Genomic DNA, 16727 nt, shown 5'->3' with positions numbered 1-16727 from the left:
TCAAATCCTACCACTTAAGTTAAGATTTAGTTCAGATTTGGGTTCTCTTTCTTATCTAGCCCATCAACTCCCTCAGCACCATCGACTAATGGACCATTACCATTGAGCTTGAGTTTATTAGGGTCTAAAATTGAGAGGGTATCAGATGCCAGCGAGTTGTTACCGCTAAGCAGATCGTTAAGCCCGCCCTTTTCTGCATCCACTAAACCTAACTCACGCAGCATGGCATCAACCACTGGCGCATTAGCACGATAGTTAAGTGCAGCACTGGTCACCTGCTCAGCAATACCGCCTTGTCCAGCTTGAGCCATCACACCTGATTGCGAAGCGCTGCTTCCCGTGGCGCCATAACCTTGCAGTATTTTAATCCCCTCAATATTTTCAAGAGGCTTCACTGACTGCTTAACCACTTCAGGTAGGGCTTCCAGCACAGCTAAGGACTTCTGCAACTCAATCTGCTCATCACTTAGCACATTCTCAGCTTCGTGAAGCGCTTGCTTACCGGCTGCCTCAACCGCATAAACCTTCTCATCCGCTTCAGCTTTAAGCATTTTCGCATCGGCGCTGGCTTTAGCTTCAATCAATATCGCACTGGATTTATCTTCGGCTGCACGCTTCTCAGCTTCCGCCTGAACCGTGATCCCCACCGCTTCACGCTCAGCTTCTTTACGAGCATCAATCACCTCAATCTCTTTACTACGATTTGCCTCAGCAACTTGACGGGTGGTGATAACGGCTTCGAGCTTCTCAACCTTTAACTTCTCAGCTTCAGCAGCCTTAGCCCTAGCCGCTGACTCCTCTTCCGATTTCTGTGCAATTGCGATCTGCTTATCTTGTTCGGCAACTTCGATATCCCTTTGCTGCTGAATACGAGACTGCTCAATCGCTTTACGCTTCTCAATTTCACGGGTTTCGATATCTTTAGTTTTCTCAATCTCAGCACTCTCAATTGCGCGTTCTTTCGCAATTTCAGCCTCACGCTCTTCACGTGTTTTCTGCTCCTGCTGCTTTAAAATCTCAGCCTTCTGCTCTGCACGCTTAAAGTCCAGTGCCTGCTGCTGGATCAATTTCGCTTCCTGCTCAGCTTGTTCAATATCCAATGACTCTTTTTCAGCTTCTAGATTACGCATCTCAATCTTAATGCGGTTCTCCTGCTCGATGTCGTTGGTCTCTTTGCGCTTCTCTTCGATGATTTTTGCCAAGCGAGCACGACCTTCGGCATCAAAAGCATTATTTTCATTAAAGAACTGTAGATCCGTCTGATCAAAGCCAGTCAGTGAGACAGACTCTAACTCCAAACCGTTTTTCTCAAGATCGTTAGCCACATTATTCTGAACTCTCTGCACAAAATCAGATCTTTGTTCATGCATCTCAGTCATGGTCATCTCAGCAGCAACGGCTCGAAGCACGTCAACAAACTTAGACTCCATCAACTTTTTAACCTCTTCAACACGTGTGGTACGCGAACCTAAAGTTTGCGCCGCCATGGAGATCCCTTCGGCACTCGGAGCGACACGAAGATAGAAGTCAGCTCTCACATCCACACGCATTCTATCTTTAGTGATCAATGCATCTTTTTGCATCTTCTCCACTTCGATACGCAGGGTATTCATGTTAACCGCAATGGTTTCATGCAATACAGGCAGTACTATCGCACCACCATCTTTAACTATTTTCTCACCGCCAAAACCAGTTCTAACAAATGCCATCTCTTTCGAAGCACGTCGATACAGCTTGGCAAAAATAAGCCCGATAACTAATATGCCCAACAACACTGCGCCGGCAACAATAAACACGAAGCCTCCGCCTAGCGTTGAGCCAATACCTTGAATTTGGTCCATTTTATTTCCCTTAAAATTTTACTGTTTTGAATTAAGAATCGAATTTAGCCGCTGACCAAACCGTGCCCTCACGCTTTAGCAGTACCACTTGAGTGCCGGTTTGAAACTCCACTCCCGCCACTTCAGGTTCGACCAATACATAGTGTTTCTGTTGGTGCTGATCTTTAACCAAAGCCTCGCTCGGGTTGCCTTTAATCGCGCAACCTAATGTCACAGTCCCAATACTGCCTAATAGCGTATCGATAGAGACAGCTGTGCTCTCATTTTTAGGCAATACCTTAGCAACTGCCGCCCCAACATATCTACACGAAAAAGCTGTCAATATAAGCGCAATAGGTAAGCTGATAATTTGAGGAAGTGGTTGGTCAGTTAATAACAGAGAGAGAAAGTTGCTTGTGTACCCTGTGATAGAGAAACTCACTAACACCAATACAAACCAGATAAGCAGGGGTAATCGATTAAGACACAGCCAACCGGATACTCCGGTAAAACCAGAAGCTGAGCCATCGGCGTCCACATCCAGATCGATAGGAGCCCAATCATCCATCGCTCCCACTAAGCTGTAGCCAAGAACTAAAGAGAGCGCTTCGAATATCCCCAACAGGAGGACAAATGAGAGTGAGATAGAAAAAGGTAAATTAGCTTGGGCGAATAAAAATTCCACCATAGTAGCCTCCATGTACAATACAACATTCCATTTTACTGAAATAAAAGAAAAAATTAACTTTCCCCTCACATTTCAACTTTGAAACTATAGCAAAACAGAGACAGGATAGAAACCACATTTAAAAGCGGACTATTGCATTATGATCTTGGATTAAAAATCAGTACCATAGTCAAATAGGCAATCAAATAAAGAGCTCACATGGCCAACTCAAACAGCAATCCTCACTACAGCAAGCTCAGTCAACATTTTCAAAAAATCTCACATTTTGAACACTTAAGCGCACTTGGCGACTGGGATCAAGCCACCATGATGCCAAGTGGTGGCAGTGAAGCAAGAGGGGCGGCAATGGCCGAACTTGCAGGGCATATTCATGAGTTAAAAACCGCCGACTTTATTGAGGAAACACTAAATCTTGCGGCAGATGAAGTGCTGAATATGGAGCAAGCAGCCAATCTGCGAGAGATGCAGTATCAGTACTTTCAGGCCAATATCGTCCCAGCTTCGCTTGTACAAAGTAAGACTCAGCTCGCCTACCAGTGTGAACATGCATGGCGTGTGCAGCGCAAAAACAATGATTGGCAGGGGTTTAAACCGAACCTAGAAGCCCTTATCACGCTAGTCAGAGAGGAAGCGGCCATCCGCGCACAAGCCCAAAACATCAGCCCCTATGACGCTCTCCTAAACAAATTTGAGCCTGGCATGACAACACGTCGTTTGGAGAAAGTGTTCGGCAGTTTAAAGAGCTGGCTACCACAGATGATCATCCAAGTTCAGGCGAATCAGCTAAATGATTTGAAAGTCGATATTCCCTCGTTCTCAGCCGAAAAACAGGAAGCGCTAGGGCGAGACGTGATGAACTTTCTCGGCTTTGACTTCAACCAAGGTCGTTTAGATACCAGCAGCCACCCTTTTTGCGGCGGTGTCCCTGGGGATATTCGCTTAACTACGCGTTTTGATGAAACTGATTTTACCCAAGGGTTAATGGGAGTTATTCATGAAACAGGCCATGCCAGATATGAGCAAAGTCTGCCTAAACAGTGGCGTGGTCAGCCTGTAGGTGGACACCGTTCTATGGCAATTCATGAAAGCCAAAGCCTCTTCTGTGAGATGCAGCTAGGCCGTGGAGCAGGATTCCTTAGCCAACTTGAGCCACTCATCTCCCAGCATTTAGGCAAGGGGCTCGATACCCAAGCTTTAACTAAGCTCTATACCAGAGTCGAGCCAGGCTTTATCCGAGTCGATGCAGATGAAGTCACCTATCCTTGTCATATTCTACTGCGATTTGAAGCTGAAAAAGGCTTAGTGGATGCCAGTTTAGCGGTAGCCGACCTGCCCGACTTCTGGGCTGAGAATATGCAAAGCCTGTTAGGTGTTGATACCAGTGGGAATTATCAAAATGGCTGTATGCAAGATATACATTGGGCTGTAGGAGAGTTAGGTTACTTCCCAAGTTACACCTTAGGGGCTATGTACGCAGCGCAATTTCGTTACGCGATTGAAAAGAGCTTAGGCTCGGTCGATGCATTAGTGGCCCAAGGTAAAATACAGGTTATATTTGACTGGCTTGAGCAAAACATCTGGTCAAAAGGCTGTTTACTGTCGACCGATGAACTGGTCAAACAGGCCACTGGCGAGCCCCTAAATCCCGAATATTTCAAACGTCACCTAGAGCAAAGGTACCTTAAATAAAGTATTATACGTCTCTTGATAACAAGGCCTGAGGGTTTCATGCAACTACGAAGTATCATATCTGATGACTGGAAGATCATTCTTGATATCCAAGAGGAGTGTTACCCAGGTATTGTCCCCGAGTCTCTGGAGGTGCTACAGAGTAAATGGCAATTATCACCACAAACTTGTTTTGTGATTGAAGATAACCATCAGACCTTAGGTTACTGCCTCGCTCACCCTTGGGAGTTAGGCACACCACCAGCACTTGAGCAAAAAGTTCAAGCTAAAGCACAGCCCAATACCCTTTACCTGCATGATATTGCTCTGTCTGCTAAGGCACAGGGAAAAGGCGCAGGACGCTTAGCGTTTGACAAATTAGTACAAGGTGCTGCTGACGCGGCTCTGAGCAGTATCTCACTGGTGGCAGTACAAGGCGCCGACAGTTACTGGCTTAGACAAGGTTTTATCCGTCAAAAGATTGATAAAAGCCTGGAAAGTTATACTCCTGATGCCTGTTATATGGTGCTGGAGATAAGCTAGCTTGGTCATTTTAAGTTTAGATTTAGATTCATATTTAATAATTAGTTGAGAAAATTATGGCCCGTAGAATTACCTACAAATTTAATAAACAGGCAAAAGAGATTAACTTCGCCTATGACAAATTTAATAATATCCATGAAGCGGTTGCAGCAGCCGAAGGGATAGATCTAACTAGCTACCATATGATGGAGCAGCAGGTTGTTATGACATCTAAAGGAAAATCGGCAGCCCGTGACTTTAGAGATAAAGAGTTTGCCAAGATGGGGTTCAGTGACATCTACTACATCAAAGATGACCCTAAAGAGAGCTAAAGCTCAATTTATATTATTTGATTAACAAGCAATAAGATCTCAATAACCTAGAGAGAGTTAACATGAAAGAGAGCTCGATGCCCAATAGTGAGCATGCAAACTTCCCCCGCGCAGGCTTCTTTCGCCGCTGTGGTGCCATTGTCTATGATCTATTACTGGCCGTTGCCGTCTATATGATTGCCGGTGCCATAGGTTTCGGCGTGTTCACAGGGCTAACTTCCTCAGGCCTTATCGAAATGGGTAACTATGAGCATGTATCAGATCTACTCAACGGTGACTCACTCTATAAAGGGATATACCAGTTTTGGATAGCACTCTGTGTTGGTCTGTTCTATATCTCTTTTTGGAGCTACGGCGGCCAAACTTTGGGTATGCGAGCTTGGAGACTTAAGGTTCAGCACCCTAACGGACAGAGCCTGAGTATGATCACCGCTGCCGCTCGTCTGGTTTGGTCACTTCTAGGGATAGGTAACTTGTGGATATTGATCAATGGAGACAAGTTAGCCCTACAGGATATGATGACACGCTCAGAGGTTGTCCAACTCTCGAAAGAAGCTAACCAGATGCGTAACTGGCACGGCGTTTAGAAGAAGTAACGAGTTCAAGATAAGCTAAAGAAAGCTTCGAGTCGCAGGTTCAAGCTACATCCAAGAAAGTTGCGGGCTAACACTGAGGCAAGCTCTCAATGCTCCGCAACTTTGACTTTAACGGCTCTTAACTCGTAGTCCTTAGATCGTAACTCTCAACCCGTAACTAATAAACTGATTCTATTTCCTAATAAAGTAGATCGCCCCAACACCAAATATCAACGCAGGCATCATGGCGCCAATATAGGCAGGCAGACCATAAACTAAGGTCAATGGACCGAAAATCTCGCTACTGATGTAGAAACTAAACCCAGCAATGACCCCTAAAAGTACCCGCGCCCCCATAGTCACAGTTCTTAAAGGACCAAAGACAAATGAGAGTGCCACCAACATCATAACCGCAACCGTAACTGGCTGCATAAACTTACGCCACAGGGCTAGCTCATAACGTGAAGCGTCTTGGTTATTCACCTCAAGATAGTCTAAATACCCTATTAGCCCCTGTATCGACAGAGACTCAGGTTTGACCGACACCACACTCAGCTTATCTGGCGTTAAGGTCGACTCCCAGCGATAGAGAGTCAAATCTGTTAAGGTCACCCTCTCATCGGTCAGATCTGTCTGTCTGACATCCAGCAGACGCCAATGATCTTTGGAGAAGACACCGCGTTCAGCATGGATAGTACGGGTCAGAGCAAGATCACTGTTAAACTTATAAAGGGTGATATTGCGAAGGTTATTGATATCCTCCACCTCGCCTATATTGACGAACAGATCTCCATCTTTAGCCCAGATCCCGCGACTCGACTTAATCAAGCTACCGCCCGATATCTTAGTCGCCTGCAGTTCATAGGCTTTCTGCTCAGCCGCTGGCGCGCCCCACTCACCTAACGCCATAATAATCAGCATCAAAGGCACAGCAGTTTTCATTGCCGACAGGGTTATTTGCAGTCTCGACAGACCTGCCGATTGCATCACCACTAATTCAGAGTTTGACGCCAACATCCCCATCCCTATCAAGGCGCCCAATAGCACTGCCATAGGGAAAAACATCTCGATATCGCGAGGGATCAAAAACAGTACATAGATACCTGCATCTAGCATGGTGTAGGAGCCACGGCCTACTACTCTTAACTGATCAACCCACTTAATGATGCCCGACAGTCCAGTCAAAATAAGCAAACAAAGCGCCGAAGTGCTTACCAAAGTGCGGGCAATATAGAAGTCTAAAATTCTCATGATGTCACCTGCTTACGCTTAAATAAGCCGGTGATTTTAACGCCGGATGGCCGCTCTTTACCTAAGAGTAATCCCCCTAAGATAAGTGCCGAGAGGTGGATCCACCACATGCCTAAATACCCAGGAATGATACCGTCCTCCAGTGCTTTTCTTCCCGCGATCATCAACCCAAAGTAACCAAGATAGAGCAAAATAGCAGGGAACATCTTAGCAAATTTACCCTGACGAACATTGACTCTAGCCATAGGCACTGCGATGAGAGTCAGCAAGGGAATAGATAGAGGGATAGCTAGTCGCCAATGGAACTCAGCCTTGCTCTCTGGCCCCTCCTGCTTCATTAACTCTTCAATTGGCAAGGCAGAAAGTTTACGGCGGCGCTCGTTCACCTCCTGCTCCTTTATCTGCATCTGATAGCCACCAAACTCAATCACTTGGAAGTCGACCTGTTTAGGCGTTCCTTGATACTGCACACCATCACGTAGTTGTAAGCGTTGACCACCAGTTTCATCTTCGATGACCTTACCGCCTTGGGCCAGTACGATATTACTCTGACCTTGCTCTGCTTCAGGGTCGGGCAACTGGGCAACAAACACTTTATCTAACTCATTGTCACGACCGATACGCTCAACAAAGAGTACGGCTCTGCCATTGGGGCTGGTTTGGAAACGCCCCTGAGTGATCGCAGCTAAACCCGCTTCAGATTGAGCGTGCTCTAAAACCTGATTCTGTCTCTCCTCTGCCCATGGCGTCACGTAAACGGCTAATACTCCAGTGATCAGCATATTGATCACTGCAAGCAATAGTGTCACTCGAGTGATATACCACTCACTGACCCCAACACTGTGCAATATAACCATCTCACTTTCGGCGTACATACGCCCATGAGCCATTAAAATACCAAGGAAAAAACTAAGAGGAAGTACCAGAACTGCAAGGTAAGGTAGGTTGAGTCCAAGTAGGGTCATCACTAATGAAGCGGGAAATTCACCGTCCGACGCATTAGCAAGTACACGAACAAAGTGTTGGCTAATAAAAATAGCTAATAACACGAAAAGTACCGCAATTTGTGCCTTTAAAACTTCACGAATCAGGTATCTAAATACAATCACAGGCAGGATCCAGTCTCTAAACTTATAATTATGCTGGTGTCAGTCAAACTTTCATGTAGACTGTCTACTTTTGGTAGTTTTGTGACCAGCCATAAACTAAAAATGGCAGGGAAACACCTAAAAAAACAAACTATTGGTGCACCAATTTTAGGCCCTTTTTGGGCACAAGCAGACATTATCTAATAAATAATAAAATTTGTCTTTAAGAATCTAGGAGAGCTCATGGAGTTTAGCGTTAAGAGCGGTAGTCCGGAGAAACAACGTTCGGCTTGTATAGTCGTTGGCGTATATGAACCCAGACGCCTATCAGGTATTGCTGAGCAGCTTGATAAAATTAGTGAAGGCTACATCAGCAACTTACTTCGCCGCGGTGATTTGGAAGGAAAACCTGGCCAGATGCTGCTTTTGCATCATGTACCAAACGTGCTCAGTGAGCGAGTTCTACTCGTTGGCTGTGGTAAAGAGCGCGAGTTGGATGAGCGTCAATACAAGCAGATCATCACTAAAACCATCAAGACACTTAATGAAACAGGTTCTATGGAAGCAGTCTGTTTCCTTACCGAGTTACATGTTAAAAGTCGTGATACTTATTGGAAGGTTCGTGAGGCGGTTGAAACAACGCAAAACAGTCTTTACAGTTTCGATGCACTGAAAACCAGCAAAGATGAGACTCGTCGTCCACTGCGTAAACTGGTTTTCAATGTACCGACTCGTCGTGAACTGACTGTTGGTGAGCGCGCTATTGACCATGGTATGGCCGTTTCTGCCGGTATGCAGCTTTGTCGCGATGTGGCAAACATGCCGCCTAACATCTGTAATCCAGCTTACCTTGCCTCACAAGCTCGTCAAATTAGCGAAACCTGCGAAGAGCTAACCGTAACAACGGTGGGCGAAGAGCAGATGGCTAAGCTAGGCATGAACTCATACCTTGCTGTAGGTCGTGGTAGTGATAACGAATCTGTTATGACCGTTATGGAATATAAAGGCGCAGTAGACAGTACTGAAAAGCCGATTGTTCTGGTTGGTAAAGGCCTAACATTTGACTCGGGTGGTATCTCACTCAAACCTGGCGAAGCCATGGATGAGATGAAATACGACATGGGCGGTGCAGCCGGCGTTATCGGTGCAATGAAAGCCCTGTGTGAGATGAAGCTGCCTATCAACGTCATTGGTATTCTTGCAGGTTGTGAAAACATGCCTTCAAGCAACGCATACCGTCCAGGCGATATCCTCACCACTATGTCAGGTCAAACTGTTGAAGTATTAAATACAGATGCTGAAGGCCGACTGGTTTTGTGTGATGTGTTGACCTATGTTGAGCGTTTCGATCCTGAGCTAGTTATCGATACGGCAACCTTAACGGGTGCCTGTGTTATCGCTCTAGGTAAACACGCATCAGGTCTGTTCTCAGGTCATAATCCACTTGCGCATGAGATGCTAAATGCGGGTGAGCAGAGTGGCGATCGCGCATGGCGCATGCCATTGTGGGATGAGTACCAAGAGCACCTTGAAAGCCCGTTTGCAGATATGACTAACTTAGGTGGCCGCGCCGCTGGTTCTATCACAGCCGCTTGCTTCCTTTCACGCTTTACCAAGAAGTACAACTGGGCACATTTAGATGTTGCAGGTACAGCTTGGAACAGCGGTGCTAATAAAGGCTCAACAGGTCGTCCTGTACCTTTATTAACTCAGTTCCTTATCAATCGAGCTGGTGTTGAGCAAGGCGATTAGAGATAAGTAAAACTGTGACTAATAGGTCCCAGTTTTTACATCTTGTATAAAAAAGGTGAAGCTACGGCTTCACCTTTTTTTATGATTTAAGCCTGAGGCTCAGGAATCAGTGAAATATCTGTAACGGGGTGAGCATTGAGGCGTGTGACAAGTAGCTGATCCACCTTGTAAGCATCAACATCCACCACTTCAAACTTAAAGCCTGAATGGGTAACAGAGTCAGTACATTTAGGTATTTTCCTCAGCATATACATCATAAAACCAGCGATAGTTTCATAGTTATGATCTTGAGGGAAATCCTCGATATCCAGTGCACGCATTACATCTGTAATAGGGGTGACACCATCCATCAACCAAGAGTTATCATCACGAGCAATAATCTGCTCCTCACTCTCAGGCAGAGACCAAGCTCCCATCACCGCATCTTGCAGATCTTTAGACGTCACGATACCAACCACTAGCGAGTATTCATTAATCACCACCGCAAAGTCGGCGCGACTATTTTTAAAATACTCCATGGATTCCGACAAACTTAAGGTATCGGGAATGATAAAGCAGCTCTCAACCAGCTCATTATTTTTCAAACTAATACTCTGGCCGTTTATCACGCATATCAATAGCTTCTTAGCATTCACAAAGCCTTTAATCACGTCTAATTGACCATCACACACCAAGAAGTTTGAGTGGGGATCTTCAGATATCTTACGTTTAATCTCCTCTTCACTGTCTTGAAGCAGAAAATAGGAGAGGCTTTCCCTAGCTGTCATGGCTGCCGTTACGGGAATGGTTTGCATCTCAAACACCTTCTCCATCATCAACTGCTCATCTTTATCGAGTACGCCGGCTTCTGCCCCTGCGTCCATCACCGCATAGATATCATCTGAGGTCACCTCATCATTACGAGAGGTTTGGATCTGCAACAGACGAAATAGCATGCTCGCTAAACTATTAAAGAACCACACAAGTGGCTTAAAGACAGTGATACTAACAAGCAAAGGGCCGACTAATATTAGTGCGACTTTTTCCGGGATCGCCATCGCCACACGCTTAGGCATAAGATCGGCCATCAAAATAAACAAGCTAGTCACTAAGACGAAAGAGAGGAAAAAGCTCACCTTACCCAACCAAGGTTCACTCAACCAAGGCGCGAGGAAGGAGTGAATATAGGGCGTAAACGCTGACTCACCCACGATCCCGCCCATAATGGCAACGGCATTGAGTCCAATCTGAACCACAGTAAAAAAGTTACCAGGGTTTGCCTGCAACATCAGGACTTTTTCAGCTCGAAGATCGCCATCGCTGGCCATCTGTCTAAGACGAATTTTGCGTGACGCAGCCAAGGCAATTTCAGACATAGAGAAGAAACAACTTGTTCCGATCAGAAACAAGATAATCACAGCATTATCAAAGAAGCTCATTTAGCACCTACTAAAAACCAATAAACATACTTATCAGGGATGATATCCCTCACTGCCTTTTATCTTACCAAGCTAGAATTATATAAATTTCTTTATTTACAGAAGGTTAAATATTATCTGTGCCAGACTGGCAAAAATGAAGATGCGGAGTATATCTGCTTATTATTTAACTGACCAGATAATAAACTCACTGACTTATTGATTCTTAGAGGCAGATCCTAAAACAGATAGATGTAAGGAAAATAAAAGTTGTTAGAGGTATTATCTTTTGGATAGAACGGACAGAAGCACTAGGTTATTCTTATCTAAATAAGAGGGGCTCTTTCGAGCCCGACTTAAAACATAGACGCTTGTCTTTATTCACTTAAAGCGGGATAAGCTTGGGTATAGATCCAATCAGTTCCCTTAGCTGGAACGTGGCAGGCTAAGCAGTCTTTCTTATAATCGGTTGCCAGGTTTTTACTGGTATTGCCTGGTTTAAATAGGGCCCAACCCCAACCATCTCCCCAAACAGGATTATCGGTAAAACGGTTTTGACTGTCTTTTACCATCACAAACCACTGCTTATACTCGCCATTAGCTGAGTGTACTCCCTCTCCAGTGGTGTAATTATTCGCCTCAGAAACTAACAGCTCTTTTACCAAAACCGCGCCATCGGGGAAAACACCGTTTTTTTGGAAGTACTCGACGCTCTCCATCTCGGTATAGACATGGTGAAAACCACTGGCTCCCCCCGTCGGAACAAACCATGAACCTAAATGCTCCATAGTACTGCGGTAATCGGCTGGGAAACTGATATTTCCACTCTTGTCCACACTGGGAGAGAAGATCTCCTGTGCGAGAACAGGAGTAGCGAGTCCAATTAAAATAAGGGCTGCATAGATAGAGTTAAAACAAGTCGCTTTCATTATTTAGCCCCCGGCTCCACATAACTGTTTTTCAGATCATTTAAATGACCACCCGTAGCATTTTTACCAGTACCTTTTCCTGCGCTCAATACTGGGTAGTATTGTGTAAAGACAAAATCATCGGCCGCAGAAACAAGGTGGCACCCATTACAAGCTGCTGACGGGAAAGCTTTTGCCGTCTTAGTTAAGGTCTTATGGCCTTCGCCAGAAAAACTAAAATACGCCCAATTACCCGGCTCATTAGGAAAATCAGCCTTACTCTTAATCGTCGCTTCTAAACCTATAAACTCCCCCTGGAAATAGCCTTGACCACTTACAGCAGCTTTGGAACCGACACTCACCAGCTCCTTGATTAAAATGGTGCCATCTCTAAATTTTCCTGTCTTTTTCCAGTGCGCCCAGCTTTTAGGATCGATATAGACATTGTGATGCTCAGGAAAAGCCGCCTTGCCATTGTTCATATCATTGGGCGTCACAGGCGTGCCGACATAGACCCACTCACGGTAGCCCGTTGGCCTTGTTAACTCACCATTCTTAAACTCATAAGCTTGCTTAGCTTCAACTGAGCCTGTAAACAGAAGAGGTGCGCAAGTTATTGTCGATAACAGCAACATTTTAATTGTATTCATTTTCATTTCACCCTTGCTTTGTTATGAATAAGTTACAAGTATAGATAATAGACTAGTCATCAAAAACACAGGTATCTGACATGCTCAAAGAAGGTTCTCATCGGCTCAAAAAACAAGATTCAACCTTTGATATTCTCGATGATGTCATTGCAACCTTAAGATTTCGTGGCAGTATCTTTTTCCACTCAGACCTTGCAGCCCCTTGGGGGATCTCACTTCCTCCCCTGCCCACCCCTAGATTTCATATCGCGCTTCATGGCGACTTTGTGATAGGCACAAGTGAAGCGCAACTGCCGATAATGCAGATGGACATAGTCATGCTCCCTAAAGGAGATATGCATTGGATAGCCGATGAAACAAGCAGCGAATTAGTCCCTTGCCAGTTAGCTGGTGATGCCTGCGAGCTAGGTAACCCGCTGTTTCAAGAGGGGGAGATCACAAACCGTATCATGTGTGGCATGGTTGAGTATGATGAAGCTATCTCGCACCCTATTTTGGATGCGCTTCCAAGCATCTTTCACTTTACTCACATTGAAGTCGATAACCCGATCTGGACAACTGTTCGACAGATCGATAGTGAAATTCAACGCACAAACAGTCAAAGAAGCGTGATTATCGATCGTTTAACAGAGGTGCTTTTTTTCCAGTTATTACATAGATATATCGCAGAAAATGAGCATCTTCATGGTTTTCTAGCCGCACTGCGCAACCCACGTCTGGCGAAAGTGCTGCAACTACTCCATGATAATCCTGAAAAGCCTTGGACCTTAGCGACTATCTGTAATGAGGCGGGTATGTCCAGAGCAAGCCTACAACGTAAATTTAAGGCTGAGCTTGACCTCTCACCCATGGCCTACCTTGGCAGTTGGAGGCTAGCTAAAGCTTATCAACTGGTGAAAAATTCAAGTCTAACGCTGGATAATATTGCCGATAGAATAGGATACGCAGATGCCAGAACCTTACGTGCAGCATTCAAGCGCCACTATGGGTTTAGCCCGAGCGCTTTAAGAAAAGGTGATAGCGAAGTTTAAAAAAACAGGAAAGCAGCAAATAGTGCACGCGATTTAGGCAGGTATAGTAATACAAACAGTAAACACAAAAAGTATTAGCATTAACAGCCTGCTCTCCCTAAATCGCAATAGCGCCTAAGGGTTACCCCCATAGGCGCAGGAAAAGCGATTAACCAAAGCTGGTCATCTCAACAGCCGAGTCCCAATCACTACGGGTAAGCATCACCAATGCATCGCCCTTCATCTCAATACCTTGCTCTATCAGGCGAAGAGGACGCGATTTCTGCATAGCTTCCAACATCTGGCGTACCGAGCCAGCATTACCGAATCCTTTACCATAAGCTGCGCGCCACTGACTTATCAGTTCAGGTAACTCACGACTAAACTCCTCTTCAAATTTGTCACCCGCTTTTCCAGCCATAAGCGACAAAATACCCAGCAACTCACCATCAGAGTAATCATCAAAATGAATAAAGCGGGCAAAACGGCGCTTGAGTCCTTCGTTCGCCTGCAGGAAGTCATCCATATCTTTTTGATAACCGGCGGTGATAACAACAAAGTCACCACGTCTATCTTCCATCAGCTTTAACAGCTCATCTATCGCCTCGGAGCCAAAATCATTCTCACCGCCTTTCGCTAAACTATAGGCTTCATCGATAAACAGAACTCCCCCCATGGCACTATCGACCACAGCTCTCACTTTAGGCGCTGTTTGCCCAATATATTGAGCCACTAAATCGCTACGGGTCACCTCAACAACTTTTTTATTCTTTAATACTCCCTTATCAAACAACATCTCAGCAATCAGGCGAGCAATAACGGTTTTACCTGTACCAGGGTTACCAGTAAAGACCATGTGGTACGCCCCCTGCTCCAGCTCTGCTAATCCCTCTTGCTGGCGCTGCTGGTTATAAGTGAGCATGGCATTAAGCCGCCTAACTTCCTCTTTCACCCGCTTTAGACCTATCATGCTATCAAGCACTTGAACTCTCTGCTCCTTCGCGATCTCCTCGTTGGCTCGCTCTTGTTCAACACTCGCGATGTCAGAGAAAAATTCTGCGATGGTCTGTTGCGATAAATTACTGGCATCTTTATTACGAATATATTGGTTGCCACTTATTGATATTTGACTTGGTTTGAAACCAAACTCCAGCGCAGCACGAGTTAGATGCACAATATAGCTCTCAATTAAGCCAAGCTCTTCAGACTCTGGCATAGTAAAGTGTGCAATCTTTGCCTTAGGAGAAAGTTGAAGGAAATCGAAAACATACTGCTCAGCGGTATCTTTATCACAATACTTTGTTCTATCGAAACGCACTGTACCTGTCACAATAGAGCGGCGCATACCAGTAAAGTTATTGATCTTATCTTGGCGCATCTTTGCCCAATCGATTACTGGATCGCTACTTTTAACCTCAACTCCAATCTCCTCCTTTTTCATTGTCGCGAAATAGATAAGGAATCCCGAAGTTACAGCAGGTTTAGCAAGTGCGTAGTAATGAAGGAGAAAAACAGCCAAGGTGGTTGAAATAGCGCTATATAGCTCTCCTCGTCGATAAGAGCTACCAATAGCATTATCCCAACTAAAATACATATCAACCACATGTAAGTGCAATAGAATAGCTTGCCAGATTAGAACAAGAAAAAACGCCCCTAAGTACCAGCGGGAACCATACTCCCACTCCACCTCGCTAAGACGCTCCTTAACAACATCAGAGGTGAGCCGAAGCACTATCCCGACAAGGCAAAGCAAGACTACGGGGATAAGTATTAATACAGGTGGATTGAGAATAAAGCCCACATAAATTTCGTAATTATAAAGTACAAAAGCACCAAGGATTAGCCCAATCAATAAACGATGCTGTTCACCAGAGAAGCTATATCTTCCCCAATCAATACATGAATTAATTAATGGGATACAAGAGAACCTTTTATTTGCTTCACTAGGAAAGCTTTGCATCTAACACCTCAAAGGTAAAATATTATAGCTGCGAGAAAGTAAGCATTAATTTTATACAAAGAGGTATAAAATTAAGCTCACCATCACATTTAAGTATTAAATAAAACAATGGCGCAACACTCATATCAGCCAAGCGTTACAAATCTTTAAATAGGTTAATATAATAAATTATTAGCAGGTGGACGCCAATAAATATTGACCAACAACCAACCACATAAGCAATAAAAGTCAATGAGTTAGGCCGAATACCACAACTGTAATCACAAGGCAAAATCTAAATATCAATAAATTTAGATTCGTCACATTAATATCAAACAGAACCGAGTTTAAATGGATATCGATTATATTTTCTCACTACTTTTATGCATATTAAACTCGAGTAGCTTGTAGAGTTTTACTTTCCGTTACCACTTAAAGTATTAAATTAGTCCTAGTGATTAAAAATGTCTCTCCTATTTTTTATTTTAAAAATAGCCACTCTTAAGCAGCAGGTGCAGATCAAAACGGGCGCTCTGTTAAGTGGCACAGGAGTAAGGCCATGAGCAATAGATTAAGTCGTCATCACTCACAAATGTAAATATCAGCCTAAATCTTCCTCAGTCCTTTACAAACAACCCAAGATCATAAATGATATTAATTCTCATTTGTATTTATACCGATGGAGGAAAAACGTTATGGAAACTTGGCGAAACTTGATCTGCAAAGCGAACCAATCTTTTAGAGCTGGTGACTGGAAGAGTGCAGAAAGCCAATACTTGACCGCCATGGAGCGTATCGATCATCTCTATAAAAACTATAGTGACAATGAACAGATCTTGATGGCTTGGTTAGCCAGTTACCATAATTTATCAGAGCTATACGGTAGGTTAGGGAGAGTCGATGCACAGCTTTCTCATATTATGCAGCCCTATCATCAACTCAAGAACAGGTTGATGACCCAAGCCGATCACGAGCCTATCTATGCAGCAATCCTCCACGGCATAAACTTAAGCTGTAAAGAGCTCTACCTCTATCAAAAACAGCAGCTTGAGATCTCAGGAGGCGTAAACCTCAAATACCAGCAACCGGTATTTCACTGACCAGAAATTCCAGCTTAACGAGACTAA

15 protein-coding genes are annotated in these 16727 nt (G+C 44.5%); 7 read left to right on the top strand and 8 right to left on the bottom strand.

Annotated features, from left to right (window positions below; genetic code table 11):
• Positions 1 to 26: 26 nt before the first annotated feature.
• The gene (locus SWOO_RS05510; protein ID WP_012323723.1) at positions 27 to 1841 is read right to left on the bottom strand and encodes a flotillin family protein; all 1815 of its coding nucleotides are present in this window, start codon (positions 1839 to 1841) and stop codon (positions 27 to 29) included.
• Positions 1842 to 1872: 31 nt separating this feature from the next.
• Complete coding sequence (locus SWOO_RS05505) at positions 1873 to 2508, bottom strand: YqiJ family protein (protein WP_012323722.1); 636 nt, start codon at positions 2506 to 2508, stop codon at positions 1873 to 1875.
• Between the two features lie 198 nt (positions 2509 to 2706).
• Between SWOO_RS05505 and SWOO_RS05500 the strand changes: the two genes are divergently transcribed.
• The 4 genes from SWOO_RS05500 (at position 2707) to SWOO_RS05485 (ending at position 5617) form a co-directional block, all read left to right on the top strand.
• Entirely contained in the window at positions 2707 to 4197 is a 1491-nt protein-coding gene (locus SWOO_RS05500; protein WP_012323721.1) for a carboxypeptidase M32, read from the top strand.
• Positions 4198 to 4236: 39 nt separating this feature from the next.
• On the top strand, positions 4237 to 4719 hold the full coding sequence (locus tag SWOO_RS05495; protein WP_012323720.1) for a GNAT family N-acetyltransferase: 483 nt from the start codon (positions 4237 to 4239) through the stop codon (positions 4717 to 4719).
• 56 nt (positions 4720 to 4775) lie between these two features.
• Positions 4776 to 5030, top strand: coding sequence for a DUF2960 domain-containing protein (locus SWOO_RS05490; RefSeq protein WP_012323719.1), 255 nt, complete (start codon positions 4776 to 4778; stop codon positions 5028 to 5030).
• 77 nt (positions 5031 to 5107) lie between these two features.
• Positions 5108 to 5617 carry an RDD family protein gene (locus tag SWOO_RS05485; protein WP_157582155.1) on the top strand — a complete coding sequence of 170 codons (510 nt, stop codon included), beginning with the start codon at positions 5108 to 5110 and terminating at the stop codon, positions 5615 to 5617.
• A 180-nt stretch (positions 5618 to 5797) separates the two neighbouring features.
• Here the strand turns inward: SWOO_RS05485 and lptG are convergent, their stop codons facing one another.
• Positions 5798 to 6856: an LPS export ABC transporter permease LptG gene (gene lptG, locus SWOO_RS05480; protein ID WP_012323717.1), complete on the bottom strand. Its 1059-nt coding sequence runs from the start codon at positions 6854 to 6856 to the stop codon at positions 5798 to 5800.
• Positions 6853 to 7965 carry an LPS export ABC transporter permease LptF gene (lptF, locus tag SWOO_RS05475; protein ID WP_012323716.1) on the bottom strand — a complete coding sequence of 371 codons (1113 nt, stop codon included), beginning with the start codon at positions 7963 to 7965 and terminating at the stop codon, positions 6853 to 6855. Before lptF ends, lptG begins: the two co-directional genes overlap by 4 nt.
• 222 nt (positions 7966 to 8187) lie before the next feature.
• On the opposite strand from lptF, the gene pepA reads away from it, so the two are divergent.
• Complete coding sequence (pepA, locus tag SWOO_RS05470; protein WP_012323715.1) at positions 8188 to 9696, top strand: leucyl aminopeptidase; 1509 nt, start codon at positions 8188 to 8190, stop codon at positions 9694 to 9696.
• An 86-nt stretch (positions 9697 to 9782) separates the two neighbouring features.
• Here pepA and SWOO_RS05465 read toward each other — a convergent pair whose 3' ends face one another.
• The 3 genes from SWOO_RS05465 to SWOO_RS05455 all read right to left on the bottom strand — a co-directional run bounded on the left by SWOO_RS05465 (position 9783) and on the right by SWOO_RS05455 (position 12651).
• Positions 9783 to 11114 carry a hemolysin family protein gene (locus tag SWOO_RS05465; RefSeq protein WP_012323714.1) on the bottom strand — a complete coding sequence of 444 codons (1332 nt, stop codon included), beginning with the start codon at positions 11112 to 11114 and terminating at the stop codon, positions 9783 to 9785.
• A 356-nt stretch (positions 11115 to 11470) separates the two neighbouring features.
• Positions 11471 to 12022: a cytochrome P460 family protein gene (locus SWOO_RS05460; protein WP_012323713.1), complete on the bottom strand. Its 552-nt coding sequence runs from the start codon at positions 12020 to 12022 to the stop codon at positions 11471 to 11473.
• On the bottom strand, positions 12022 to 12651 hold the full coding sequence (locus SWOO_RS05455; RefSeq protein WP_012323712.1) for a cytochrome P460 family protein: 630 nt from the start codon (positions 12649 to 12651) through the stop codon (positions 12022 to 12024). Before SWOO_RS05455 ends, SWOO_RS05460 begins: the two co-directional genes overlap by 1 nt.
• A gap of 80 nt (positions 12652 to 12731) precedes the next feature.
• On the opposite strand from SWOO_RS05455, the gene SWOO_RS05450 reads away from it, so the two are divergent.
• Positions 12732 to 13682 (top strand): AraC family transcriptional regulator, encoded by a 951-nt coding sequence (locus tag SWOO_RS05450; RefSeq protein WP_012323711.1) that lies wholly within the window; start codon positions 12732 to 12734, stop codon positions 13680 to 13682.
• Between the two features lie 148 nt (positions 13683 to 13830).
• Here SWOO_RS05450 and SWOO_RS25440 read toward each other — a convergent pair whose 3' ends face one another.
• Complete coding sequence (locus SWOO_RS25440; protein WP_012323710.1) at positions 13831 to 15621, bottom strand: AAA family ATPase; 1791 nt, start codon at positions 15619 to 15621, stop codon at positions 13831 to 13833.
• Positions 15622 to 16295: 674 nt separating this feature from the next.
• Between SWOO_RS25440 and SWOO_RS05440 the strand changes: the two genes are divergently transcribed.
• Complete coding sequence (locus SWOO_RS05440; RefSeq protein ID WP_012323709.1) at positions 16296 to 16700, top strand: hypothetical protein; 405 nt, start codon at positions 16296 to 16298, stop codon at positions 16698 to 16700.
• Positions 16701 to 16727 lie beyond the last annotated feature (27 nt).

Source organism: Shewanella woodyi ATCC 51908, assembly GCF_000019525.1.
Classification (GTDB): Bacteria; Pseudomonadota; Gammaproteobacteria; order Enterobacterales; family Shewanellaceae; genus Shewanella; species Shewanella woodyi.
The sequence above is the reverse complement of the archived record's forward strand: the minus strand, read 5'-3'. Positions and strand labels throughout refer to the sequence as shown.